28 protein-coding genes are annotated in these 23,935 nt (G+C 40.7%); all 28 read right to left on the bottom strand.

What is annotated here, in order from left to right:
* Positions 1 to 7 precede the first annotated feature (7 nt).
* The 28 genes from flhB to topA all read right to left on the bottom strand — a co-directional run bounded on the left by flhB (position 8) and on the right by topA (position 23,863).
* Entirely contained in the window at positions 8 to 1,096 is a 1,089-nt protein-coding gene (gene flhB, locus ACTJJD_RS05920) for a flagellar biosynthesis protein FlhB (RefSeq protein ID WP_008344784.1), read from the bottom strand.
* Complete coding sequence (gene fliR / locus ACTJJD_RS05915) at positions 1,093 to 1,872, bottom strand: flagellar biosynthetic protein FliR (RefSeq protein WP_007499578.1); 780 nt, start codon at positions 1,870 to 1,872, stop codon at positions 1,093 to 1,095. Before fliR ends, flhB begins: the two co-directional genes overlap by 4 nt.
* 6 nt (positions 1,873 to 1,878) lie before the next feature.
* Positions 1,879 to 2,148, bottom strand: coding sequence for a flagellar biosynthesis protein FliQ (gene fliQ, locus ACTJJD_RS05910; RefSeq protein ID WP_003211206.1), 270 nt, complete (start codon positions 2,146 to 2,148; stop codon positions 1,879 to 1,881).
* A gap of 16 nt (positions 2,149 to 2,164) precedes the next feature.
* Positions 2,165 to 2,830: a flagellar type III secretion system pore protein FliP gene (fliP, locus tag ACTJJD_RS05905; protein ID WP_007499580.1), complete on the bottom strand. Its 666-nt coding sequence runs from the start codon at positions 2,828 to 2,830 to the stop codon at positions 2,165 to 2,167.
* On the bottom strand, positions 2,823 to 3,482 hold the full coding sequence (gene fliZ, locus ACTJJD_RS05900; RefSeq protein WP_041090515.1) for a flagella biosynthesis regulatory protein FliZ: 660 nt from the start codon (positions 3,480 to 3,482) through the stop codon (positions 2,823 to 2,825). Before fliZ ends, fliP begins: the two co-directional genes overlap by 8 nt.
* An 18-nt stretch (positions 3,483 to 3,500) precedes the next feature.
* Positions 3,501 to 3,863 (bottom strand): response regulator, encoded by a 363-nt coding sequence (locus ACTJJD_RS05895; RefSeq protein ID WP_007499584.1) that lies wholly within the window; start codon positions 3,861 to 3,863, stop codon positions 3,501 to 3,503.
* A 27-nt stretch (positions 3,864 to 3,890) separates the two neighbouring features.
* Positions 3,891 to 5,012 (bottom strand): flagellar motor switch phosphatase FliY, encoded by a 1,122-nt coding sequence (gene fliY, locus ACTJJD_RS05890; RefSeq protein WP_007499588.1) that lies wholly within the window; start codon positions 5,010 to 5,012, stop codon positions 3,891 to 3,893.
* Positions 5,002 to 6,000, bottom strand: a complete 999-nt coding sequence (gene fliM / locus ACTJJD_RS05885) for a flagellar motor switch protein FliM (protein WP_008354483.1) — start codon at positions 5,998 to 6,000, stop codon at positions 5,002 to 5,004. The genes fliY and fliM overlap by 11 nt, the downstream gene beginning before the upstream one ends.
* Before the next feature lie 32 nt (positions 6,001 to 6,032).
* Positions 6,033 to 6,461, bottom strand: a complete 429-nt coding sequence (gene fliL, locus ACTJJD_RS05880; RefSeq protein ID WP_007499592.1) for a flagellar basal body-associated protein FliL — start codon at positions 6,459 to 6,461, stop codon at positions 6,033 to 6,035.
* Positions 6,458 to 6,673, bottom strand: coding sequence for a flagellar FlbD family protein (locus ACTJJD_RS05875; RefSeq protein ID WP_008344794.1), 216 nt, complete (start codon positions 6,671 to 6,673; stop codon positions 6,458 to 6,460). The genes fliL and ACTJJD_RS05875 overlap by 4 nt, the downstream gene beginning before the upstream one ends.
* A 37-nt stretch (positions 6,674 to 6,710) precedes the next feature.
* Positions 6,711 to 7,502 (bottom strand): flagellar basal body rod protein FlgG, encoded by a 792-nt coding sequence (gene flgG / locus ACTJJD_RS05870; RefSeq protein ID WP_017359086.1) that lies wholly within the window; start codon positions 7,500 to 7,502, stop codon positions 6,711 to 6,713.
* Positions 7,503 to 7,523: 21 nt separating this feature from the next.
* Complete coding sequence (gene flgD, locus ACTJJD_RS05865; RefSeq protein ID WP_041507305.1) at positions 7,524 to 7,967, bottom strand: flagellar hook assembly protein FlgD; 444 nt, start codon at positions 7,965 to 7,967, stop codon at positions 7,524 to 7,526.
* Positions 7,967 to 9,289 carry a flagellar hook-length control protein FliK gene (gene fliK / locus ACTJJD_RS05860; RefSeq protein ID WP_440608174.1) on the bottom strand — a complete coding sequence of 441 codons (1,323 nt, stop codon included), beginning with the start codon at positions 9,287 to 9,289 and terminating at the stop codon, positions 7,967 to 7,969. Before fliK ends, flgD begins: the two co-directional genes overlap by 1 nt.
* Entirely contained in the window at positions 9,290 to 9,976 is a 687-nt protein-coding gene (locus ACTJJD_RS05855) for a MotE family protein (protein ID WP_017359089.1), read from the bottom strand. It abuts the gene before it with no gap.
* A 12-nt stretch (positions 9,977 to 9,988) separates the two neighbouring features.
* On the bottom strand, positions 9,989 to 10,432 hold the full coding sequence (gene fliJ, locus ACTJJD_RS05850; protein WP_024720352.1) for a flagellar export protein FliJ: 444 nt from the start codon (positions 10,430 to 10,432) through the stop codon (positions 9,989 to 9,991).
* An 8-nt stretch (positions 10,433 to 10,440) separates the two neighbouring features.
* Positions 10,441 to 11,757, bottom strand: coding sequence for a flagellar protein export ATPase FliI (gene fliI, locus ACTJJD_RS05845; protein ID WP_008344803.1), 1,317 nt, complete (start codon positions 11,755 to 11,757; stop codon positions 10,441 to 10,443).
* Complete coding sequence (fliH, locus tag ACTJJD_RS05840) at positions 11,754 to 12,518, bottom strand: flagellar assembly protein FliH (protein ID WP_017359090.1); 765 nt, start codon at positions 12,516 to 12,518, stop codon at positions 11,754 to 11,756. Before fliH ends, fliI begins: the two co-directional genes overlap by 4 nt.
* Positions 12,511 to 13,527 carry a flagellar motor switch protein FliG gene (gene fliG / locus ACTJJD_RS05835; RefSeq protein WP_008344808.1) on the bottom strand — a complete coding sequence of 339 codons (1,017 nt, stop codon included), beginning with the start codon at positions 13,525 to 13,527 and terminating at the stop codon, positions 12,511 to 12,513. Before fliG ends, fliH begins: the two co-directional genes overlap by 8 nt.
* An 11-nt stretch (positions 13,528 to 13,538) precedes the next feature.
* Positions 13,539 to 15,131, bottom strand: a complete 1,593-nt coding sequence (gene fliF, locus ACTJJD_RS05830) for a flagellar basal-body MS-ring/collar protein FliF (protein ID WP_024720350.1) — start codon at positions 15,129 to 15,131, stop codon at positions 13,539 to 13,541.
* A 50-nt stretch (positions 15,132 to 15,181) separates the two neighbouring features.
* Positions 15,182 to 15,499, bottom strand: coding sequence for a flagellar hook-basal body complex protein FliE (gene fliE / locus ACTJJD_RS05825; protein WP_007499609.1), 318 nt, complete (start codon positions 15,497 to 15,499; stop codon positions 15,182 to 15,184).
* An 11-nt stretch (positions 15,500 to 15,510) separates the two neighbouring features.
* On the bottom strand, positions 15,511 to 15,963 hold the full coding sequence (gene flgC / locus ACTJJD_RS05820; protein WP_007499610.1) for a flagellar basal body rod protein FlgC: 453 nt from the start codon (positions 15,961 to 15,963) through the stop codon (positions 15,511 to 15,513).
* Complete coding sequence (gene flgB, locus ACTJJD_RS05815; RefSeq protein WP_017359092.1) at positions 15,963 to 16,352, bottom strand: flagellar basal body rod protein FlgB; 390 nt, start codon at positions 16,350 to 16,352, stop codon at positions 15,963 to 15,965. The genes flgC and flgB overlap by 1 nt, the downstream gene beginning before the upstream one ends.
* Before the next feature lie 289 nt (positions 16,353 to 16,641).
* Positions 16,642 to 17,421 (bottom strand): GTP-sensing pleiotropic transcriptional regulator CodY, encoded by a 780-nt coding sequence (codY, locus tag ACTJJD_RS05810; RefSeq protein ID WP_007499612.1) that lies wholly within the window; start codon positions 17,419 to 17,421, stop codon positions 16,642 to 16,644.
* 34 nt (positions 17,422 to 17,455) lie between these two features.
* Entirely contained in the window at positions 17,456 to 18,856 is a 1,401-nt protein-coding gene (gene hslU, locus ACTJJD_RS05805) for an HslU--HslV peptidase ATPase subunit (protein WP_039166692.1), read from the bottom strand.
* A 16-nt stretch (positions 18,857 to 18,872) separates the two neighbouring features.
* Positions 18,873 to 19,418: an ATP-dependent protease subunit HslV gene (hslV, locus tag ACTJJD_RS05800; RefSeq protein WP_007499614.1), complete on the bottom strand. Its 546-nt coding sequence runs from the start codon at positions 19,416 to 19,418 to the stop codon at positions 18,873 to 18,875.
* Positions 19,419 to 19,432: 14 nt separating this feature from the next.
* Positions 19,433 to 20,350 carry a tyrosine recombinase XerC gene (xerC, locus tag ACTJJD_RS05795; protein WP_007499616.1) on the bottom strand — a complete coding sequence of 306 codons (918 nt, stop codon included), beginning with the start codon at positions 20,348 to 20,350 and terminating at the stop codon, positions 19,433 to 19,435.
* Between the two features lie 62 nt (positions 20,351 to 20,412).
* Positions 20,413 to 21,717, bottom strand: coding sequence for an FADH(2)-oxidizing methylenetetrahydrofolate--tRNA-(uracil(54)-C(5))-methyltransferase TrmFO (gene trmFO, locus ACTJJD_RS05790; protein WP_007499618.1), 1,305 nt, complete (start codon positions 21,715 to 21,717; stop codon positions 20,413 to 20,415).
* Positions 21,718 to 21,787: 70 nt separating this feature from the next.
* Positions 21,788 to 23,863: a type I DNA topoisomerase gene (topA, locus tag ACTJJD_RS05785; RefSeq protein ID WP_242731999.1), complete on the bottom strand. Its 2,076-nt coding sequence runs from the start codon at positions 23,861 to 23,863 to the stop codon at positions 21,788 to 21,790.
* Positions 23,864 to 23,935: the final 72 nt, after the last annotated feature.

Here is a 23,935-nt window from a genome sequence, read left to right as displayed (position 1 = left end):
CAAAAATTCATAAAATCTTTTGTTTCGTTTTATATACGTAAGCCAAAATTTCTGCGATCGCCTTAAAATACTCCTCCGGCACCGCTTGGTCGATATCCACTTGATCATAGAGGGCGCGGGCGAGTGGCCGGTTCTCTACAGTCATGACATCATGTTCTTTCGCAATTGTTCTAATTTTCAAAGCCAAAATATCTGTTCCCTTTGCCACAACATAGGGCGCGTCCATCTTTTCTTCGTCATATTTCAAGGCAATTGCGTAGTGGGTCGGGTTTGTAATGATGACGTCCGCTTTTGGGACTTCCTGCATCATCCGTCTCATGGCCATTTCCCTTTGCCGCTGTTTAATTTTTGATTTTATGAGCGGGTCACCCTCTGATTTTTTATACTCATCTTTGATGTCTTGTTTAGACATCCGTAAGTTTTTTTCATAATCAAATTTCTGATACATATAATCAAGCCCGGCTAAGATCAGAAGAGCACCTGCTGCATATAGCCCCATAATCAAGGTCATATTTGCCACGAAATGAAGAGTTTCCTCTGCAGTGAGTAGAGGGAGCCGCAAGATTTCGTCAAAGTGCATCCATAGAGCGATAAATGTTGCAAAACCAACAAAACCAATTTTCAAAATGGATTTTAATAGCTCAACGAGTGCTCGAATACTGTATATTCGTTTAAACCCTTTGATTGGATCGAGTTTTTCTAATTTCGGTTTGATTACTTCTGTCGAAAAGAGAAAGCCAACCTGCAAATAGTTACTAATGATCCCTGCAAGCATCCCAACACCAAGAATTGGCATGAGGAGGAGACCTGTCTCTTGAAGCAATTCCAAGAACAACTGGTGAATATTAGATGTGCTAACCTTCATTAGCATCGTTGTTGAATAAAAACGTTCAATGAGCGCAATAATACGCTCTTTCATAAAAGGCCCAATAAAAAAGAATGATAAAAAGATTAGTAGAAATGAGATGGCTGTATTGACGTCGGTACTTTTGGCAACCTGCCCTTTTTTACGTGAATCCCGTCTTTTTTTCGGTGTTGCTTTTTCTGTTTTTTCACCTGCGAAAAATTGCAAGTCGAGTCTAAGTCTTGTCGTCATGACGAACCACCGACCAATGCTAAGAAATTCCTCATGGTGAGCACAATCGTTTCAAATGTATTTTGGACGACCCCGAAGATGACACCCATACAAATGATGATCATAATAAAACTCACGCCCATTTTAATGGGAAGTCCAACGACAAATACGTTCATTTGTGGAACTGTACGTGCCACAATTCCTAATGCCAAATCGACTAAAAACAAACTAGCCACAACAGGTGCTGAGATTTGAAAGGCTATGATGAACATTTGGTTGAAGCTCTTTGCAATAAAGTAAGCAAAGGATTCACTACCGAAGTTCAGCGCATACTGATCAACTTGAATATATTGAAAACTGTAATAGATTCCATCAAGCAGCAAATGATGTGCATTTGTTGCCAGCATCAGCAGCAAGGTCACCGTATAAAAAAACTGCCCCATCAGCGGCGTTTGCGCCCCTGTTTGTGGATCAATGATATTGGCGATTGCAAAACCCATTTGAAAATCGATGAATGAGCCGGCAATTTGAACTGCGGACACCATGATATATGCAATCAGTCCAAGAAGAAGTCCGACCATTGCTTCTTTCACGGCAAGCATCATATAAAGACCATCGATATCGAGTGCTGGCGGTTCTTTAATGGTGCTAAAACTAATGACAGCCAAAAACAGTGAAAAACCAACTCTGTGAACTGCTGGTATCGTTCGATGCGCTAATAGCGGCACTGTCACGAAAAAAGCGGTGATCCGAATGAAAACGAGAAGAAAGGCAGGAAATAATTCTATGATTGACATCTCTGATTAACCTGCAAATCGATCTAAATTCGAGAACAGCTCTGTTGTAAATGACACAATTGTTGAAAGCATCCACGGACCAAACACAACAAGCCCAATGAGCACTGCAACAATTTTCGGAATGAACGCAAGCGTCTGTTCTTGGATTTGGGTTGTCGCCTGAAACACACTGACAATTAGTCCCACGATTAGTGCGAGCGCTAGAAGCGGCCCGCTGACAAGTAATACAACATACACTGATCTTTCAGCCATCGTAATGACAAATTCTGAACTCATGTTTTAAGCACCTACTCTAAAAGCTTTGCAGCAAAGATTTAACAATCAAATACCATCCATCAACTAATACAAATAACAATATTTTGAAAGGGAGCGATATCATAACCGGCGGAAGCATCATCATCCCCATCGACATCAGGACACTTGCGACCACCATGTCAATAATTAAAAATGGAATAAAAATCATAAAACCAATTTGAAATGCCGTCTTTAATTCTGAAATTGCAAACGCTGGTACCATCGCCGTTAAAGGAATATCTTTAATCGATTCAGGGGTATCCATTTTTGCGTAACTAAGAAATAAAGCCAAATCTTTCTGTCTCGTATGTTTACTCATAAACTCTTTAATTGGCACTTCGGCTTTTTCATAGGCCTGATTTAACGTAATATCATCATTTAAAAGCGGCGTGAGTGCCTCTTTATTAATCTCTGAGAACGTGGGTGCCATAATAAAAAATGTGAGAAACAAAGCAAGTCCTACAAGCACTTGGTTTGGCGGCATTGAGTTGGTTGCAAGTGATGTTCTGACGAACGAAAGAACAATCACAATCCGTGTAAAACAGGTCATTAAAATAAGAATGCCTGGTGCAACTGAAAATACAGTTAACAATAAAAGAAGACGGACAGATGTGCTAATATTCCCTGCGCCACTGGAATTAAATAAATCGATAAACTCATTCATTTTGTTTCGGGCCTTTCTTTCTGACTTCTGATTGGGTCTTTTTCAATTCGGCTAGCTGCGCCTTTAAATTGGCTGAAAAAGAAGAAGTGGTCGGCTGATCGTGTTTCTTCACTTGCGATGTTAATTTTTGCATCATTTTCGGTAAGTCAGTCTTACTTTCCATCGCTTCTTCGTATTGTTTCACAATCGCTTCGCATTCTTGTTCATCATCGATTTCTTTTAGCAGCTGGATTGAGTCTGCTACGCCGACAACTAATACTCGTTTGCCCACTTTGATCAGCTGAACTGAACGATTTTGACCAACCGTCGTTCCGCCAATATTTTCAACATAGCGAAATGGCTTGAGTAAGCGGTTTTGCTTTCCAACAAATCTCACCAATCCGTAAATGAGCAGGATGACAAAAAGTAAGGCACCAATCATTTTGACAAAATCCATAATGGAGACAGAAGAAGAGGGAACTTCTTCTGCCGGATTCGTTTGATTGTCAGTGGTTTTCTTTTCTGTATCCTTTTTGCTTTCTTTCTCATCTTTGATCCAGTCATTCACCATGCCATTTTCAGGATCTTTTGTTTCAGCAAACAGTGAGGCTGGCTGCGCTGTCAAGAAAAGCATAAAACTGATCATTGCTATACATATCAAACGTTTTTTCAACAAGTCTTACACCCTTTTTTAGCCTAACGTTTTATTAATTGCTTCAAGTACACGGTCTGCCTGGAATGGCTTCACGATAAAGTCTTTTGCACCTGCTTGGATGGCATCAATAACCATTGATTGTTGTCCCATCGCTGAGCACATAATGATTTTTGCCGAAGCATCGATTTGTTTAATTTCTTTTAATGCTGTGATCCCGTCCATTTCTGGCATTGTGATATCCATTGTGACTAGATCAGGAGATGTTTCTTTATATTTTTCAACAGCTTGTGCGCCGTTTTCTGCTTCTCCTACTACATCAAATCCATTTTTTACAAGAATATCCTTAATCATCATTCTCATGAATGCTGCATCATCTACGATTAATACCTTAGTAGCCATTTACTTATTCTCTCCCTATATGTTTGTTTATTTTAAATTAGAAAGTCTTTCAGACTGACTTAAAATGTCAGTCACACGTACACCAAAGTTCTCATCAATGACAACAACTTCTCCTTTGGCGACGATTCGTTTGTTGACCAGAATGTCGACTGGCTCACCTGCAAGTTTGTCCAGTTCAATGATACTTCCAGCGGAAAGTTCAAGTACTTCTTTCACACTGCGCTGCGTTCTTCCAAGCTCCACTGTAATGGAAAGTGGAATATCCATCAGCATATCAAGATTACCGAGCTGACTTGTTGTATGCTGAGGCTCACTAAATGCCTCAAATTCAACTGGCGCCACATTGACAGGTTCTGCCGGCTTTGGCTTCGCCTGTCTTTTCGGCGGTGCCGATTGCTGCATAGGAGCAGATTGTGCTTGCGGAGCAGCCTGCTGTGGTTCAGGTGCACTCTGAGGTGCTTCTTGAACCGGCTCTTCTTCCGCTGGGTCTGTTAATTCTGCAATCAAATCTTTCGCAAACGTAATAGGGTAAAGCTGCATAATATTTGAATCTATGAGTTCACCTATTGTTAATCTAAAGGACACTTTGACAAGCATCTCTTCAGCTGGAATGCGGTCTGTGCCTTCTCCTTCTTTCACATCAAGCAACTCAACGCGAGGCGGAGAAATATCAATCTTTTTATTAAAGACTGTTGACATGGACGTCGCTGCTGAACCCATCATTTGGTTCATCGCTTCTTGTACTGCACTTAAGTGAATTTCACTTAACGACGGGTCAGCATTTGTTCCATCTCCGCCCATCATTAAATCCGCAATGACTGCCGCATCGGTTTGCTGGATGACAAGCAGGTTACTAGCGCTGAAGCCTTCCGTATAATTCACTTCAATCGCGACATACGGATGAGGAAATTCCTCATTCAGCTTGCTTTTTTGAATCACTGTGACAGTTGGAGTTGTAATCTCCACTTTTTGACTTAATAGGGTTGAAAGTGCTGTTGCAGAGCTTCCAAATGATATATTTCCGATTTCCCCAATGGCATCTTGTTCCATTGCAGAAAGGAGTGTATCAGGCTCTATATCGTCATTGCTGCCTCCTTTAAGGAGCGCATCGATTTCATCTTGTGATAATTTACTTCCGTTATTCTCCATCTTCTTCACCTCTTATGTCGTGATCTAGAATTTGAATCGCCTGTTTCCGATTCACGCGGCCGGCCTGTCCCAAGAATTTCGGTTTATTTCCGACCATAACAGTAAGAGGCGCATTTACTGGTTTGTCCAAGGCAATACAATCACCAATTTCCAAATTCAAAAACTCTTCCACCGTCATTTCCGATTGTCCAAGCTCTGCGACTACCGGTATTTTCGCCGTCATAATCCGTTTTTCAATGGCCTTTGTTTCTTCTTGTTTCGGTTCATTTCGTTCCGATTGCATCCAGTAGTGTACAGACAGCTTCGGAATAATAGGCTCTAATACTACGTGAGGAATACAGAGATTAATAACCCCGCTTACCTCACCAATTTGTGTATTAAGAGAAATGACGACAACTGTTTCGTTTGGTGACACCATTTGAACAAACTGGGGATTTACCTCGAAATCTGCCATTTCTGGCTCGATGTCGGTTATGGACTGCCACGCTTCTCTGTAGTTTTCCAAAGCTCCCTCAAACATGTTTGAGATAATCTTTGTTTCGATTTCTGTCAGTGATTCTGTCTTATTATGACTAATGCCAATCCCACCCATCAGCCTATCCATCATGGCATAGCCAATCGTTGGGTTCACTTCAAGCATGATTCTTCCTTCAAGCGGGCTGACGTAAAATAAGTTTAATAATGTCATATTAGGAATCGAACGAATAAATTCTTCATATGGCACTTGGTCAACCGAGCTGACAGAAATTTGAATATATGATCTTAGCTGCGCTGAAAAGTGTGTGGTAAGCAGTCTAGCGAAGTTATCATGAATTCTTGTTAAACTTCGAATCTGGTCTTTTGAAAAGCGCAGTGCACGTTTAAAGTCATACACTTTCACTTTTTTCGTCGTTTCTTCTTTTTTCAGCTCTTCTGCATCCATTTCGCCTGTTGATATGGCGGATAATAATGCATCGATCTCATTCTGGGAAAGCACTTCTCCTGACATTTCTTCACCTCCATCGTGTCAATTAATCGCCTCTATTGCAGATTAAAGGAGGTTATATAAACTTCTTTCACCTTGCCATCTTGCAAATAGTTATTCACTTTGTTTTTGACCTGTGTTTTAAAATGTTCTCTGCCTTTTTTGCCATCAAGTTCATCTGCATTCGTGTCTGATAAAATGTCAATCACGGCATCTTTCACTTGGAAGCTTCTTTTTTCAAGCTCTTCTTTGGCTTTTTCTGAATCAGTTTCAATATTTAGTACAAGTTTAACCGCATTTCCTTCAGATTTTAAATTGGTCACAATCTCAGGAATTTCAACAGAAGCTTTTACGACTTCATCTGCTGTTGGCTCTTTTTCTGCTTTTGCTTCGTCTGACCCATTCACCAGAAAGACAATACCTGCTCCAATTCCGACGATAGCAATAATCATGATTAGCATTACTACGACTAATTTCTTCTTCATTCAAACTCCTCTATTCCTTGATTCAATGAAATGACTTGGATTTTTCTATAGAAAGAAATGATTTTCTCCTGAAGCTGCTCTTCATCTTCTTTCACAACGAATTTCTTTCCATTGGCGAGTGTAATGGTCGTGTCTGGAAAGCTTTCGATTTGCTCGATATGGAGAGCGTTGAGCATAAATCCTTTGCCATTTAATCTTGTCACTTCAATCATATTAAGCAGAGAAGCGATAAACCGCTCCCCCTACCTCCTATCGTTTCAGATTCACAAGTTCTTGCAGAATTTCATCAGATGTTGTGATCGTCTTTGCATTCGATTGGAATCCACGCTGTGCGATAATCATTTCTGTAAACTCGTCTGTTAAATCAACGTTTGACATTTCAAGTTTACCTGTTTGGACCACGCCCGTTCCTTGTTCACCTGGTACGATTGGATTACTTGGAGCACCTGAGCTTAACGTTTGGCGGTAAAGGTTGTCACCAACTTTGTCTAGCCCTCCTGCGTTACGGAAAGATACGAGTGATATTTGACCAACGGTTCTTGATACATTGTTTTCAACAACCGAAATCGTTCCATCTGGACCAACACTTACACTTGAAACACCGTCTGGAATCGTTATCTTTTGTCCATTCATTCCAAGTAGATAATTTCCATCAGGGGTGACTAAGCTTCCCTCTGAATCAGTGTCGAAATTTCCTGTTCTTGTATAAAGAACTTCTCCTTGAACTTCAATACGGAAAAACCCATCTCCATTGATATAGAAGTCGTAAGGTTCATTTGTATTTTGAGAAGATCCCGCTGACATGATTTTATCGATTGAAGATAAAGATGACCCTAAACCAATTTGCTTTGAGTTGATTGAACCAGAGTTGTTCGTTGGCCCACCAGAACTTCCAATGGTTTGGCTGACCATATCTTTAAAAGTGATACGGCTTTTTTTGTATCCGTGTGTGTTGACGTTGGCTACGTTGTTGGCTACAACATCTAATTTTGATTGGAAGTTTTTCATTCCACTAATTCCTGAGTAAAGTGAGCGTAACATTTATTTTCCTCCTCGATTTGCTTACGATTTTTCTCCAACAGTTGTAACATCCCATGGGCTGATTTTCGTTCCATCTTCTAAATATAGGAAGTATTCATTGTTTATGTTTTTCACAGACTTCACAGTGCCAGATATGTCTTTATCATCTTGTTTGCCCGCTACTTCTTTACCAATCCATCCTACATATGTCGTAAATGGATCCTGGTGTGCAACAAATGTAGACATGATCTGATTCATTTGAGTGATAGATTCGTTCATATTCATTTGCTGTTCTAAAGAAGAAAATGTTGCAAGCTGTGTGACAAACTCACGGTCATCAATCGGGTTTGTCGGATCTTGGTTTTGAAGCTGCGTAAGCAAGATTTTCAAGAACTGATCTCGGCCAAGTGTATCTGTTTTCTTTGCTGCGTTTGAAGAAGTGTCCGCTTGTGCGGCTGTTCTATTCGTCGCATCAACAGTTGCCATTAGATCTCCTCCTCTTCTTCTTCTGATCCAACAAGCGCATCTAGTACATCTTGGAATTCAGCTTCCTGTTCATCAGGCTGCTGGAAACTTTGTCCTTTTGATGGCTGCTGCTTGCCTTCCTCATTAAATTGTCCAAAAGACGGCTGCTCATTTGACTGAAGCGGTATATGGAAACGGTCAACTTGAACCGACATATTCGGTAGCGCCTGCTTGAGCTGCGGCAGATGATGCTCGAGCAGCTCTTTTGCTGCTTGCGTTGAAGCTGTAATTTTACTCGCATACATCCCGTTTTGTTTCGTTAGCTGGATGGTAATAAACCCTAGATTTTCTGGATTTAATCGTACGGTAAACCGTCCGCTTGAATTGCCAAATGGTGTGAACTTCATTTGTTTCCACGTATTTAAAATCTGCTGATCAACCGTGCCTGGCTTTTCGTCAGTTGTTTGCGTCTGCTGCACAGGAGCAGCTGATTGCAGTTGGAAGAACTGTTTATGCCCTGGAAGCAGCGTATGGGTGATTGTTTTTTCAGAAGCAGGTGCCGTAGTGCCTTGACCTTTGGTGACTTCTTTTTTCATAAGCCATTCAAGTGAGGCAGCACCTTTTGCTGGAGATGAGAAGGAAGATTCTTGCCTTGGAGCAACCATTTCTTTTAACTCTCCTAAGGAAATTTTCCACTCTTTATCTGACCCTTTCGCATTCGCCATCATATGATCGATTAACTGATTAAAGTGTTTCAGCTCGCTTTGCGACATATTATTCAGCTTAGGTGCCGATCCTTGCGAGAAGAACTGCTCTTTTACTTGTTGAATGAGCTTTTCATCTGCTCCGTTTTTCGTTAGAAACTTGATGAAATCTTCACCTTTTGCTTGGATATTCTGTACAAGTTTTGCATCAAAGCTCACCGGCTGCTGATTCAGTATTTGATATAAGAAAAAGTGGACTTGTATGAGCTGTTCACTATGTTCAGCAACTGGCTTCTCATCCTGATCGCCATAGATAACCGATTCCATCTTTTGAAATAGCTCTTCAAGTGACTTTAAGTCAGCCCCTTCAAGCTTTTGACCTTGCAGCGCCTGAAGTGCCGTAAGAAGATCTCCATCTATTCCTTCTTCAGGTGATTGCATCCATCTTTCAATGATTTGCATCGCATCATTCATGGATAGAGTGATTTCCGCTGGTTGAGAAATAGCTGGACCACTTTGAATACCTGCGCCATTTAACAATTGTTTAAACAGGCCGCGAGCAGATACTGCCCCCTCTCCCTTTAGTCCCGAGAGACTTTGGGAAGATTGCTGTAAGGCTCCAATGTCCAATAGCTTCACTTATTGTCCACCCCCATTTTCACTTTCTTCTTTTTTGGCAAGCTCCTTCGTGAACGTTGCTGCCTTCTGAGGTGTCAGTTTTGCTAATATGTCCGTCAGCTTATTTTTACTCAGTTCTTCAAGGATCTTCAAAGCTTCTTTATCACTTAGCTCTGATAAAATTTTGGCAGATTTCCCTGCATCCATGCTTTCATAAATGCTGGCGACCTTTCCTTTTGATTGCTGATTAGAAGATGCTGACGAATCAGAGGAAGATCCTGATGCGTTATTACTTGATGATGTACTGTTTGATGAACTGTCACTTGCTGACGTGTTCTCTTTATCAGATGTTTTTTCAAGTGAATTGATTTTTTGATTCAATCGTTTAATCTCTTCATCACTTGTCTTCAAGTCTTTTTGAGCAATTTCAAGTTCATTCTCTTGTTCTTTAATCGTCTTTTTCAACGCTTTCAACTCTGTATCACGTTGATCGTTATTTGAAGATGACGTTTTTGATGTGTCATCTGATCCAACCAAGCTGCTAATCCCCGGAATGTTTTGGAGCGGTTTCTTTAGATCATAACCCGCCATATAAAGGATTGTGCCCGTCACGATCACAAGCACAACCAATGGGATAATGACAATAAACAAGATCCATTGAAATTTACCGCCGCCACTTGATTCCTTTGTTTTTTCCTTCTTAGGCATTCATCTCGACTCCTAATGTCCTTGAAACATGAATTGGCTGATAGAGATATCATCCATTTCTTTCATTTCAATTGCCTTATGTTCAAGGGAGAACTTTTCAAATTGCTTTTCTTTCATTTTTTCAAACTTTTTAAACTCAATATTTTTTTCAGTTAAATCAGATTGTTTTTCATTCATTTGATGGCGTTTCATGATCACAAGCTGCTGATAATGATGAATGGTGTTATCTAAGTTCGTCACAAATTGCTGATAATGACGCATTTCTTGAACACTCATCCCACTTCTCAGCTTTTCTTCTTTGCTCTTTTCCATTAGCTCTTTTTTACTCATATTTTCATAGAGTTTTTCAGCGGCTTGCTCAAATGCCGAAACGGATTGTTGATACGCTGCGAGTGATTTGTCTTTTTCACTTTCTTTCAATTCTAAGAGCTTTTGAAATTTGTATTGATATCTCACTGTTTTTGTCAATCCTCTCTATTCATCAAACTGAGCAATATCCTCACGCTGTCTTCAATCGATACAGCCTCTTCAACGTCCTGCTTCAAAAATGAAATCAGTTGTGGGTAAGCTTGCATGGCCTCATCAATATCTTTAGAGGAGCCTTTTTTATATGCTCCAATGTTAATGAGGTCTTCAGCGTTTTGATATGTGGATAAAAGCTGGCGGAACCGGTTAGCCGCTTCCTTATGATCATGACTTGCGATATTACTCATGACACGACTGATACTTTTCAGAATATTGACAGCTGGAAACTGTCCTTTGTTGGCCAATGCACGATCAAGTACTATGTGGCCATCTAAAATCCCCCGCACTGTATCAGCGATCGGCTCATTCATATCGTCACCATCAACAAGCACTGTGTAAAACGCTGTGATGGAACCAAGTTGATTTGTACCAGTTCGTTCTAGCAATTTTGGCAGTATAGCGAACACTGAAGGCGTATATCCTTTTGTTGTTGGCGGTTCACCGGTTGCAAGTCCTATTTCCCGCTGTGCCATGGCGACCCTTGTGACAGAATCCATCATAAACATGACATTTTTTCCTCTGTCTCTGAAATATTCGGCAATAGCTGTTGCTGTATAGGCTGCTTTTAATCTTGTCAGTGCGGGCTGATCTGAAGTTGCGACAACAACAATCGAACGCTTCAGTCCTTCAGCTCCTAAATCTTTTTCGATAAACTCGCGAACTTCACGTCCACGCTCTCCAACAAGTGCAATGACATTGAGATCCGCTTCTGTCTGCTTGGCAATCATCCCCATCAAGGTACTTTTACCAACACCGCTTCCCGCGAATATGCCAATTCTTTGACCAGTGCCGACTGTGAGCAAGCTGTCGATCACTCTGACACCAACGCCCATTTTTTCACGAATAGGCGGTCTGTCCATCGGGTTTGGAGGAGATTGTTCTGTTGAGACAGGTGCAAGTCCTTTAGGAAGCATGCTGCCATCCAGTGGATCACCGAAGGCATCAACAACCTGCCCGATTAAACCAGTTCCTACTTTGACCTTTAACGACTCACCTGTTGCTTCAACAAGACTGCCTGGTGAGATGTTAGAGGCTTCTACATAGGGCATGAGCAGAATGTTTTCATCTTTAAAACCAACGACTTCTGCTTTGATCGGATGATTCTTACTCCCTTTTTTGTGAATAAGACATACATCACCGATTGAGCTTTCTGGCCCCTTGGACTCGATCATCAGTCCAACAACTCGATTGACTTTACCAAAACGTTTATAAGGATCGGCGGTTTCAATCGTTTCTTTTAGCACATCTATGTTCATTTGTGATCACCTGAATCAATGACTTCTAATAACTTTTCTTTTAACTGATTCATTTGGGTATCAACACTCGCTTCCACTTTTCCAAAGCTTGTTTCGACGTAACAAGTACCTTTTGGTGCTTTTTCATCCGAGTAAATGGCAAGATGTGTATTCTTTTGAAGGATTCTATTTAATTCGTCTTTATATTCCATCACATGTTCGTAATGTGCAGGGTCGACATAGATGGAAATATCGTCATATTCTTTCACTTCTGAAATGACCTGCTTCACTAGCGTTAAAAATTGTTCTTTTGTGTCCTCAGCTGCGTTCCATACTCGTTTAGCGAGCTCAAAGGCAAGTTCGACAATTTCTTCAGCAGAGCTTTCGATTTTTGCTTCATAGTCCTGCTTTGCAAGGCTGACAATGTCATTCGCTTGATCAAGAATCGATTGATACTGTAAAGTCGCATCTGCTTCGCCCTTTTGAAAACCATCTTGATATCCTGTTTGTTTCGCTTCTTCAATGAGCTGTACTCTTTCTGCTTCAAAATCAGCTCGCCGCTGATTGATTTCAGCCATTGTTTGTTCCAGCTCACGATTTGCTTGTTCTAAAATACGGCTTGCTTCATCTTGTGCATCACTTAATACAAGTTGAGATGCTTCTGTTTCGTTGACAAGCTCTTCTTCGTGATGTTCTCTTTTGAATTCCACTTGCTGCAAGGGAATGGTTTGACGGCCTTGTTCAGGAATAACAGATGTTTCATGTTTGATAATCCTAGACAATGATATCGTCTCCTCCACCTCGAGCTATGACGATTTCTCCAGCCTCTTCAAGTCGTCTTACGATGCTGACAATACGAGTCTGTGCTTCCTCGACATCTCTAAGCCGGACAGGTCCCATAAACTCCATTTCTTCTTTGAACGTTTCGACCATACGCTGCGACATGTTGCGGAAGACAATTTCTTTGACTTCTTCGCTTGCCACTTTGAGTGCAAGTAGTAAATCGTCATTTTCAACATCTCGAATCACGCGCTGAATGGCTCTGCTATCAAGAGTGACAATGTCTTCAAAGACAAACATACGTTTCTTAATTTCATCAGCAAGCTCAGGATCTTGAATTTCCAGTGTATCTAAAATGGTTTTCTCCGTTGCACGGTCTACACCATTCAGGACTTCGACTACCGCTTCGACTCCGCCCGTTTGGGTATAATCTTGCGTAAAGGTTGAAGAGAGCTTTTGTTCAAGAATACGTTCAACCTCATTGATGATCTCTGGAGATGTGCGGTCCATTAAAGCAATTCTTCTTGCAACCTCGGTTTGTACTTCCTCGCCTAACTCAGATAAAATCTGTCCAGCCTGTACTGGATCTAGGTAGGAAAGAATGAGCGCAATGGTTTGTGGATGCTCATGCTGGATAAAGTTTAAAATTTGCTCTGGGTCAGCCTTTCTAGCAAAATCAAATGGTTTCACTTGAAGTGAGGATGTTAAGCGATTTAAGATGCTGTCCGCTTTGTCCTCACCAAGCGCTTTTTCAAGCACTTGTCTTGCGTACATAAGACCACCTTGTGATATGTAGTCCTGCGCGATGGCAATGCTGTGAAATTCTTCGATGATCTCATCTTTTTTAGCAGTATCTACACTTCTTACATTTGAAATTTCTAATGTTAATTTTTCTATTTCGTCTTCAGACAGATGTTTGTATACAGATGCTGACACGTCTAGCCCTAAGGAAATCATTAGGATTGCTGCTTTTTGTCTGCCTGTTAGTCGATTTGGATCTTTTCTCGACATGTGTATTCCTCCTAATCCTCGGACAGCCAGCTGCGTAGCAATTTAGCAAAGTCTTCTGGTTTATCTTTTGCCATTTTTTCAAGCTGATTTTTTCTCACCATTTCTTCTGTTTCTGGCTCAGTATCGATATCAGGAACATGAATTGGTGTACGTTCATCAAACTCAAACTCTTCTTCCTCATCTTTTCTTCTCTTACGTACGAGAAGGATAATGAGAGCGATAATGGCAAGTAGTAGCACACCGCCAACAATATAAACCCAAATTGGAATATTGTTTGAAGGGTTTTCTGCTGCCGTTTGCTGTTTACCGTCTAATTTTGATACAGATAAAACGATTTTGTTATCTAAGTCAGCTTGAGTGAGCGCTTGACCGTTTGTGTATTCTTTATCAATCGATGTACTGATGATGGTTGAAAGAATTTTTTTGATATCATCCTGCCTTTCAGCAGTTAATGAGTTCGGATCGTTTGCAGTAGGCGGTTCAACCAGTGCCTGAATGCCAACGTCTCTGATTTTATAAGGACTTTCTTTGATATCTTTATGAATGCGGTTGACTTCATAATTGATACGATCTTCGCTCTTTTCGTAATCTCCGCTTCCATTCGTTCCATCGGCACCTTGATAATTTGTGACATCATCGTCACCTGTTCCAGCGGTGCCTCCAGCTGCTGCGCCATTGCCTGAATAAGTTTCAGCAATCTTTTCAGCGCTGACAGCAATTCCTTGCATGTTTTCTTGATCAACTGGTTCGACAAGATCTTCTTTTCTTTTTTCTTCAGTAAAATCAATGTCTGTAGTGACCGATACGGCAACTTTCTCTTGACCCATCATCGTTCCAAGTAGCTGTTGAATTTTTCGTTGAAGATTCTTTTCAATCTCCTCTTTTTTCTGCTGCTGTGCATCCATTCCACTTGCATAGGAATCTGAGCTGCTGTTTAAGTCATAGTAGTTGGAATCTTGGTCCATAATGACAATGTTTTCTGTTTTTAAATTCGGCACACTTTTTGAAATAAGATGATAAAGGCCTTTTACTTGTTGCTGAGTAAGCGTGTAGCCTGGTTGAACTTGCAGCACAATTGATGCTGATGCATTACTTTGCTCTTCTCCAACAAAAACGGAATCTTTTGGCAGGTTAATCATAACCTTTGAATCTTTAATCCCATCAATCGTGTTGATCAGATTGGATAGTTCTGTCTGAGTTGCGTCTACTTTCAGAACATCAAATTCATTATCTGTTAAACCGAAGCCGGAATTGTTCGCAAAGAAGGAGTAATCAATATTCCCCGTTTTAGGAAGTCCTTCTGATGCAAGTGTTACTTTTAAAGTGTCTGCTTGCTTTTCTGGAACTAAAATCGTCGTTCCGTTATTTGCAAGTTCCGATTTAACGTTTTTGCCATCCAGTTCCTGTTTGATTTGTCCTGCTTCTGCCTCAGACAAATCTCTAAACAACGGAACCATTTTTTCAGAAGAAGCAAAGATGCTAACAACCGTAATAATGATTGCTAGGGCAGCTACGCCGCCAATCATGAGTATTTTTTGTAATTTTGATCGATTTCGCCAAAACTCAACTGTTTTTGTTCTTAATTGCATTAAAGTACGATTCATCTTAACCCCCGGTCATTCCATTCAGTCTATTTTTTGTCCACCAGCACCTCCTACATCTGCATTCTCATAATCTCTTGGTACGCTTCGACTGCTTTATTCCGAAACTCGGTTGCAGCTGTGAGTGTCACACTCGCTTTTTGTGAAGCAATCATGACTTCATCGAGATTGACATCTTTCCCTTGTGCGAGAGCATTCGTATACTGGTCTGATTTCAGCTGTGATTGATTTAATGCCTCAATGGAATTCTTCAGCACATCAGAGAAATTCGTTTGACTTTTAGGTGCAGCCGCCTGCACAGACGATGCATTCGTCAATTCACTTGCTTGCTGAGCGGTTTGAAGCTGGAAAGGAGATATTGCGTTAACCAATTCTTTTCACCTTACTTTCCTATTTCTAAAGCTTTCATCAGCATGCTTTTATTCGCATTCAGCGCAGTCACGTTTGCTTCATATGACCTTGAGCTGCTGATGAGATCAACCATTTCCTTTAATGGATCAACGTTTGGTGTTTGAACATATCCATTTTCATTGGCATCGGGATTTGTAGGATCATATTGAAGGTTGAATGGAGTTTCGTCTTCAGTAATTTTTGTTACTTTGACGCCGTTTCCTAATTTGCCGCTCGAATTCATGCTTGAGTTCAATATAGATGAAAATGATTCACCTGACGGCTGTAATGTGACGAGCTTGCGTCTATAAGGCTCCCACTTGCCATCAACCTGTTTAGCTCTTGTTGTATCCATATTCGCAAGGTTAGAGGATACAACGTCCATTCTGAGCCTCTGTGCTGTTAATGCTGAGGCCGAAGCGTTCACGCCTGAAAAAATCGACATCACTTACCTCCTGTCAAAACTGTTTTAAGAGAATTGAACTTTCCGCTCATTCTTTCAACCAACGCATTATACTGAATTTGGTTTTTAGCGAGTTCACTCATCTCTTGATCAATATCGACATTATTTCCGTTTTCTTGATAAGAAGTACGGTTACTCGAAACAACTGAATAATTAGACCCTGTTTTAGAGAAATCAATGTGACCTTGGTATGTTTTTTTAGCATCTAATTTGATTGACGCATCATTTAGCATGTCGTGGAATGCAACTTTTTTAGACTTGTAGTTCGGTGTGTCTATATTCGCGATATTATTGCTTATGACTTTTTGCTTAACGTTCGCTCTGCCCAAGGCATTCTCAAGGTTACTTATCGTTCCAGAAAATATATCCAAAACCATATACCTCCAATCATATGTATTTCATTCCATTTAATCATGTCGAGATTTGTAAAACCATATGTTCATTGTAAGAAATAATAGGATTAAAGTCTATGATGTAATTGTAAAAAAAACTCGTAATATATATCTATTTTACGAATAGGTATAAAGACCTAGATTCAAAGCACTACAGAATTGTAAGGGGTTTCTTGGAAAAAAGAGTGTCATTTTTCGGACAAATCCTCATTTTTTATACAAAAAAACCCTTTTCAGCATTTATTTCGGCCGAAAAGGGTTTTTTTGATTAGTGAGATTTTAAATTTTCAAGTTCAATTAAAAATTTGTTGTTTAACACTTTGATGTATGTTCCCTTCATTCCAAGAGAACGAGATTCAATAACGCCTGCACTTTCTAATTTACGAAGTGCGTTTACGATCACTGAACGAGTGATTCCTACACGGTCAGCAATCTTACTTGCCACAAGCAGCCCTTCGTTTCCATCAAGTTCTTCAAAGATATGCTCAATCGCTTCAAGCTCACTATATGAAAGAGAGCTGATTGCCATTTGAACAACCGCTTTACTTCTTGCTTCTTCTTCAATTTCTTCCGCTTTCTCGCGAAGAATCTCCATTCCAACAACTGTTGCGCCGTATTCAGCAAGAATTAAATCATCATCTGTGAATGTATCTTGCAAACGAGAAAGGATTAACGTCCCTAAGCGGTCTCCGCCTCCGATGATTGGTACAATCGTTGTCAAACCTGATTGGAATAAATCACGGTTCTCAATCGGGAAAGCTGTGTACTCACTGTTGATGTCAAGGTTTGAAGATGTTTCAGGGACATTGAATAAGCTTTTTGTATATTCTTCAGGGAACTGACGATCTTCCAGCATTTTTTTCATACGTGCATTTTCAATCTGCTGGTTAATGGAGTAGCCAAGAAGCTTCCCTCTTCTGCTTAATACGAAAATGTTTGAATCAATGACATCTCTCAATGTTTCTGCCATTTCTTTAAAATTAACCGGCTTCCCCGCTGCATCTTGCAGCATCGAGTTAATAATCCTTGTTTTTTGTAGTAACGCCATAATAATGATCCTCCTAGATTACTTTATTCATTTGTTAAAGTATAAATTGACTTAAGTCTTTATTATTTGCAATCTTTCCTAGCTTCTCTTCTACATACTGAGGGGTAATGGTCACTGTTTCCATTGTAATATCAGGCGCCTCAAATGAGAGCTCTTCTAGCAGCTTCTCAAGTATGGTGTGAAGCCTTCTTGCACCGATGTTATCCGTCTCCTGATTGACGTGATAAGCCACTTCGGCAATCTTATGAATAGCATCGTCAGAAAATTCAAGAGATATACCTTCTGTTTCAAGTAAAGCCTTATATTGCTTTAATAACGCGTTATCTGGTTCCGTTAAGATTTTCACAAAGTCTTCTATACTTAATTTATCTAATTCTACACGGATTGGGAAGCGCCCTTGAAGCTCTGGAATCAAATCCGAGGGTTTCGCCATATGAAAAGCGCCTGCTGCTACAAATAGAACATGATCTGTTTTCACAGCCCCATACTTCGTCATCACAGTGGAACCTTCTACAATCGGTAAAATATCACGTTGAACCCCTTCACGAGAAACATCTGCAGACGATGCACCACCGCTTTTGGCAATTTTATCAATCTCATCGATAAAGATTATTCCTTGCTGCTCTGCTTTTTGCACGGCTTCCTGACCGACTTCATCCATATCAATCAGTTTTGAAGCTTCCTCAGCAGTTAACGCTTTTCTCGCTTCTCTGACGGTCAGCTTTCTGCGTTTTTTCTTTTTAGGCATGAGATTGCTAAGCGCATCCTGCATGTTCATACCCATTTGCTCCATACCCGAGCCTTGAAGCATATCAAACATGGAAGGCTGCTGCTCTTCGACTTCAATCGTGACGTAATGGTCTTCAAGTTCACCCATCGCCAGCTGGTGCGCAATGCGTTTTCTCGTCGACTCAAGCTCTACTTCTTCACTTGAGTGATCTCGATCACTTTCATCAGCATCAGAACTACCAAACAGCATCTCAAAAGGATTTTTCACAGACTGACTTTTTTTCTTTCCAGGAACAAGTAGATGAACAAGCCGTTTGTTTGCTTGTTTTTCCGCTTCTTCTTGAACATCCTTCATTTTCTCTTCTTTGACTAGTCTGATTGCTGTTTCCACTAAATCTCTGACCATTGATTCTACGTCACGTCCGACATATCCAACTTCAGTAAACTTCGTCGCTTCCACTTTAATGAAAGGTGCACCAGAAATCCTTGCAATTCTGCGGGCAATTTCTGTTTTCCCCACACCTGTCGGACCAATCATTAAGATGTTTTTAGGAACGACTTCATCCTTTAGCTTATCATGTAAAAGACTTCTTCTGTAACGGTTTCTTAAAGCCACCGCCACTGCTTTTTTCGCATCAAGCTGACCAATAATGTACTGATCGAGCTTTTCAACTATCTCTCTTGGGGTGAACGGCTTTTTCTCCATACGTCTCATGTCCTTTCTATTCAAGCTCTTCTAAAGTGATTTGATCGTTCGTGTAGACACAGATTTCTCCGGCCGTTTCAAGAGCCGCCTTTGCAATCTCTCGAGCTGAGAGATGGTCACCTGCATGTTTTTTGAGTGCTCTCCCGGCGCTAAGCGCATAGTTACCGCCTGACCCGATAGCCAAAATGCCATCGTCTGGCTCGATGACCTCTCCTGTTCCAGATACGAGCAGGATGCTTTCTTTATTCATGACGATCAGCATGGCCTCAAGCTGTCTGAGCATCTTGTCACTTCGCCATTCTTTCGCCAGTTCTACAGCTGCTCGTTTTAGGTTACCACCGTATTCTTCAAGCTTCGTTTCAAACTTCTCAAAGAGTGTAAATGCATCTGCAACTGAACCAGCAAAACCTGCGAGTACTTTGCCTCCGAAAAGACGGCGCACTTTTTTTGCTGTGTGTTTCATGACGACAGCCTGCCCAAAAGTGACTTGACCGTCTCCAGCCATCGCACTTTTTCCTTTATGTTGAACGGCAAAGATTGTGGTTGCATGAAATGATGACATGAAAAAACCTCCTTTTAGGATCGTTTAAAAGCCCTTGGATGATGAGACATGTACGTTTTTCTTAAAGAATCTTTTGATACATGTGTGTACACCTGTGTTGATGATAAATTTGAGTGACCGAGAAGTTCTTGAACACTTCTTAAATCCGCTCCCTCGTTTAAAAGATGCGTAGCAAAGGTGTGCCTTAACATGTGAGGATGGATATGTAATGTGCCAGACGCCTTTTTCATTAATTCAGTTAGAATGAATCGAACGCCTCTGTCTGTAAGAGGAGCTCCGCGCTGATTCAAAAACACATGTGAATCAGCACGATCCTTTCCCTTCACTTTCAGCTTCTGCCTTCCATCCTCTAAATATGTGGAGAGCGCTTCATGTGCATAAGAGCCGAAAGGTACATACCGTTGTTTGCTGCCTTTCCCATGAACAAGCACTGTATCCATCGATAAATCAAGATCAGATTCTTTTAATGAACATAACTCACTGACCCTCATACCTGTTGCATAAAGAAGTTCTAATATGGCTTGATTTCTTTGACCAAGCGGTGTATTTACATCAGAAACTGTAAATAGCTCTTTTAGTTCCTCTTCATACAAAAATGAAGGAATTCGCTTATCCTGCTTTGGTAAGCTAACGAGTAAAAAAGGATTTTCTTTCACAAGCTGTTCTCTTAATAAAAATTTATAAAAGCTGCGAAGTGCAGAGACTTTCTTACTAATCGTTCTTCTTGTAAGGCCTTTTTCATAAGCTTCTGTTAAATAAATTCTCGTATCTTGATAGGATACCTCTTCAAAACCGTCTATTCCTTGAATGTTCATAAATCTGACAAACTCTTCAATCGCCTCAGTATAACCCGAGATCGTTAAAGCTGAATAGTTCTTTTCAATCTGCAAATATTCAATGAATAAGTGGACAAGACGCTGTTTATCTGTCATTTTTACACCTCTTTAAGGCTTTTAAATGGTATCACATATCTTGCTTCCCGTGCAATGTTTTACTACAGAGATTTCGAAATAGTTTGAATAGTTTCGATTGCGCGTTTAGCGTACTCTGCATAGCGCTCTTGTTTGTTTTTAATTCGAACGCCAAGATCTTTCAGCAAGCCAAAGTTTGCATTCATCGGCTGGAAGCTTTTCTTGTTTGTTGATGTGATGTAGTAAGCCATACTGCCAATCGCTGTTTCTTCTGGAAGTGTCACAAGCTCTTCTCCTTTAACAAAACGAGCTGCGTTGATTCCAGCCACTAGTCCTGAAGCCGCGGACTCAACATATCCTTCAACACCAGTCATTTGTCCGGCAAAGAATAAGTCGTCTCTATTTTTAAATTGATACGTCGGTTTTAGAAGGCTTGGCGAGTTAATAAATGTATTACGGTGCATCACACCATAGCGAACAATCTCTGCCTCTTCAAGACCTGGAATCAAACGGAATACTTCCTTTTGATCGCCCCACTTCAGATGAGTTTGGAACCCAACAATATTATATAAAGTACCTGCTGCATCATCCTGTCTTAATTGAACAACAGCGTAAGGTCTTTTCCCTGTTTTTGGATCTTCAAGTCCAACTGGTTTCATCGGGCCAAAGAGCATGGTTTTTTTCCCTCTTTTGGCCATGACTTCAATGGGCATACAGCCTTCGAAGAAGATTTCTTTTTCGAACTCTTTTAACGGCACAGTTTCAGCAGAAATGAGCGCCTCATAAAAACGATCGAATTCTTCTTCTGTCATCGGACAGTTTAAATAAGCCGCTTCCCCTTTATCATAACGTGATTTCAAGTACACTTTATCCATATCGATGCTGTCTTTCTCGAGGATCGGCGCTGCTGCATCGTAGAAATATAAATACTCTTCACCTGTTAAGGATTTTAATTCTTTTGAAAGTGCTTCTGATGTTAGAGGACCCGTTGCGATAATCGTCGGACCTTCTGGAATGCTTTGCACTTCTTCTTGAAAGACCGTCACATTCGGGTGATTTTTCACGCGGTCTGTGACGTTAGCTGCAAATTCATGACGATCTACTGCAAGCGCTCCACCAGCAGGAACCGAGCTTTCATCTGCTGCTGCGATGATTGCTGAGTCTAAATGACGCATTTCTTCCTTTAGTACACCTACTGCGTTTGTTAAAGCGTTCGCACGCAATGAGTTACTGCATACGAGCTCCGCAAATTTATCAGTGTGGTGAGCTGGTGTTTGTTTAACAGGTCTCATTTCATACAGATGAACTTTAATTCCGCGCTTGGCAATTTGCCATGCCGCTTCACTTCCTGCTAAACCTGCTCCGATCACATTTACAAATTGACTCATTGTACAACTCTCCTATTTCGTAAGTTCTATTTGATGACATAAAAAAGCAGGTGAACAAGGCTGCTCACCGCTATTTTTGTTGTTCCTCTTTATAATCACAGTTCACACATTGAACTTGAATGCCTTTTTTCAGCTTTTTCTCTACAAGCATATTTTCGCATTTTGGACACTTTCTTTCAATTGGTTTGTCCCAAGAGACGAATTCACACTCTGGAAAACGATCGCAACCGTAAAAAATGCGGCGCTTCTTAGATTTCCGTTCAACGATATTTCCTTCGTGACAAGTCGGGCATTTGACACCAATATCTTTGACAATTGGTTTTGTGTTACGGCAGTCAGGGAAATTAGAGCATGCCATGAACTTACCGTATCTCCCCATTTTGTACACCATTGGATGACCACACTCTTCGCAATCAACTCCGGCGTATTCAGGCTCGATCTCAACTTCCTGCATCTCTGCTTCTGCTTTTTCTACCCGTTTTGCAAAATCTTGATAGAAACTGTCGATAATGCGTACCCATTCAATCGTACCTTCTTCAACGCTATCAAGTTCTTTTTCCATTTTCGCAGTAAATTCTACGTTAATGATTTCAGGGAAGAATTCAATAATTAAGTTGAGCACAATCTCTCCAAGCTCTGTTGGAATAAACCGTTTGTTATCAAGTGCCACGTAGCCGCGCTTTTGAATGGTATCTAATGTTGGTGCATACGTCGATGGGCGGCCGATACCCAGCTCTTCAAGGGTTTTGACAAGTCTTGCCTCAGTGTAGCGTGGAGGCGGCTGCGTGAAGTGCTGCTCTGGTTCAATATCTTTTGAAAGAACGGTATCTCCCTCTTTCAGATCAGGAAGCATTTTGTCCTTTTCTTCTAACTGGTCGTCCTTCCCTTCAACATATACTTTCATAAATCCAGGGAATTTCACCTTACTTCCATTTGCACGGAAAGTAAGCTCGTTATTTTCAAGATCCACACTCATTGTATCAAGAACAGCTGGTGCCATTTGGCTTGCCACAAAACGTTCCCAAATCAATTTATAAAGACGAAGCTGATCTCTGCTTAGCACGTGTTTGACATCTGCTGGTTTTCTTAGCGTAGAAGTCGGACGGATGGCTTCGTGAGCATCCTGTGCATTTTCATTCTTTTTGGCAGTACGTTTTGTTGCATTCAAGAAATTCTTGCCATACGTTTGATCAATGAAAGCAGATACTTCTTCAATAGCCGTATTGGAAATACGTGTTGAGTCCGTTCTCATATATGTAATGAGACCTACTGTACCTTCTTTACCAAGATCAATTCCTTCATATAATTGCTGTGCAATCATCATCGTTTTCTTCGCACGGAAGTTTAGTTTTCTCGCTGCCTCTTGTTGTAAGGTAGATGTTGTAAACGGAACAGCTGGGTTGCGTTTACGTTCTTTTTTCGTCACTTTTTCAACAGAAAACTTGCTTCCTTTTAATTTCGAAAGGATTTCTTTTACATCTTCTTTTGTTTTTAGCGGATGTTTTTTGCCATTTACGCCAAAGAAACTCGCTTCAAAGCTTTCTTTCCCTTTTAGGAAGGTACCATCAATTGTCCAGTATTCTTCTGGTTTGAATTCATTAATTTCATTCTCGCGGTCAATAATCAGGCGAAGTGCAACTGATTGAACACGACCGGCGCTTAAGCCCTTTTTGACTTTCTTCCATAAAATTGGGCTGATTTTATATCCAACGAGACGATCTAAGATTCGTCTTGCCTGCTGCGCATCAACCAAGTCCATATCGATCATACGTGGATGTTTAAAGGAATCTTTAATTGCATCTTTTGTAATCTCGTTAAAGACAACGCGGCAATCTGAAGAGAGGTCAAGGTCAAGGCTGTGGGCTAAATGCCAAGCAATCGCTTCTCCCTCTCTATCGGGGTCAGCTGCGAGATATACTTTTTTTGCTTTTTTCGCTGCTGTTTTTAATTCTTTTAAGACTGGACCTTTTCCTCGAATCGTAATATATCTCGGTTCGAAGTCATGCTCAGTGTCAACACCAAGCTGACTTTTCGGTAAATCCCTTACGTGCCCCATTGAAGCCTTTACTTTATACTTTTTTCCTAAATAACGCTCAATCGTTTTCGCCTTTGCTGGCGACTCAACGATGACTAAATAATCAGCCATACTCAAAATCCCCCTTAAGAGGTGTTCTCTCTTTATCCATTTCACAAATTATATTTATGTTAATTGCACCTA

The organism is Bacillus sp. 22446 (assembly GCF_052044955.1).
GTDB classification, from domain to species: Bacteria; Bacillota; Bacilli; order Bacillales; family Bacillaceae; genus Bacillus; species Bacillus altitudinis.
This window is presented reverse-complemented; position numbering and strand designations above follow the sequence as displayed.

Excerpts from the sequence above, each read along its gene's own strand:
- flhB (WP_008344784.1), bottom strand. The coding sequence starts at position 1,096 with ATGACGACAAGACTTAGACTCGACTTGCAATTTTTCGCAGGTGAAAAA.
- fliR (WP_007499578.1), bottom strand. The coding sequence starts at position 1,872 with ATGTCAATCATAGAATTATTTCCTGCCTTTCTTCTCGTTTTCATTCGG.
- fliQ (WP_003211206.1), bottom strand. The coding sequence starts at position 2,148 with ATGAGTTCAGAATTTGTCATTACGATGGCTGAAAGATCAGTGTATGTT.
- fliP (WP_007499580.1), bottom strand. The coding sequence starts at position 2,830 with ATGAATGAGTTTATCGATTTATTTAATTCCAGTGGCGCAGGGAATATT.
- ACTJJD_RS05895 (WP_007499584.1), bottom strand. The coding sequence starts at position 3,863 with ATGGCTACTAAGGTATTAATCGTAGATGATGCAGCATTCATGAGAATG.
- fliY (WP_007499588.1), bottom strand. The coding sequence starts at position 5,012 with ATGGAGAATAACGGAAGTAAATTATCACAAGATGAAATCGATGCGCTC.
- fliM (WP_008354483.1), bottom strand. The coding sequence starts at position 6,000 with ATGTCAGGAGAAGTGCTTTCCCAGAATGAGATCGATGCATTATTATCC.
- fliL (WP_007499592.1), bottom strand. The coding sequence starts at position 6,461 with ATGAAGAAGAAATTAGTCGTAGTAATGCTAATCATGATTATTGCTATC.
- ACTJJD_RS05875 (WP_008344794.1), bottom strand. The coding sequence starts at position 6,673 with ATGATTGAAGTGACAAGATTAAATGGCAAAGGATTTATGCTCAACGCT.
- flgG (WP_017359086.1), bottom strand. The coding sequence starts at position 7,502 with ATGTTACGCTCACTTTACTCAGGAATTAGTGGAATGAAAAACTTCCAA.
- flgD (WP_041507305.1), bottom strand. The coding sequence starts at position 7,967 with ATGGCAACTGTTGATGCGACGAATAGAACAGCCGCACAAGCGGACACT.
- ACTJJD_RS05855 (WP_017359089.1), bottom strand. The coding sequence starts at position 9,976 with ATGCCTAAGAAGGAAAAAACAAAGGAATCAAGTGGCGGCGGTAAATTT.
- fliI (WP_008344803.1), bottom strand. The coding sequence starts at position 11,757 with ATGAACATAGATGTGCTAAAAGAAACGATTGAAACCGCCGATCCTTAT.
- fliG (WP_008344808.1), bottom strand. The coding sequence starts at position 13,527 with ATGTCGAGAAAAGATCCAAATCGACTAACAGGCAGACAAAAAGCAGCA.
- fliF (WP_024720350.1), bottom strand. The coding sequence starts at position 15,131 with ATGAATCGTACTTTAATGCAATTAAGAACAAAAACAGTTGAGTTTTGG.
- flgC (WP_007499610.1), bottom strand. The coding sequence starts at position 15,963 with ATGTCGATTTTTTCAGGCGTGAACGCTTCGGCCTCAGCATTAACAGCA.
- codY (WP_007499612.1), bottom strand. The coding sequence starts at position 17,421 with ATGGCGTTACTACAAAAAACAAGGATTATTAACTCGATGCTGCAAGAT.
- hslU (WP_039166692.1), bottom strand. The coding sequence starts at position 18,856 with ATGGAGAAAAAGCCGTTCACCCCAAGAGAGATAGTTGAAAAGCTCGAT.
- hslV (WP_007499614.1), bottom strand. The coding sequence starts at position 19,418 with ATGTCATCATTTCATGCAACCACAATCTTTGCCGTTCAACATAAAGGA.
- xerC (WP_007499616.1), bottom strand. The coding sequence starts at position 20,350 with ATGACAGATAAACAGCGTCTTGTCCACTTATTCATTGAATATTTGCAG.
- trmFO (WP_007499618.1), bottom strand. The coding sequence starts at position 21,717 with ATGAGTCAATTTGTAAATGTGATCGGAGCAGGTTTAGCAGGAAGTGAA.
- topA (WP_242731999.1), bottom strand. The coding sequence starts at position 23,863 with ATGGCTGATTATTTAGTCATCGTTGAGTCGCCAGCAAAGGCGAAAACG.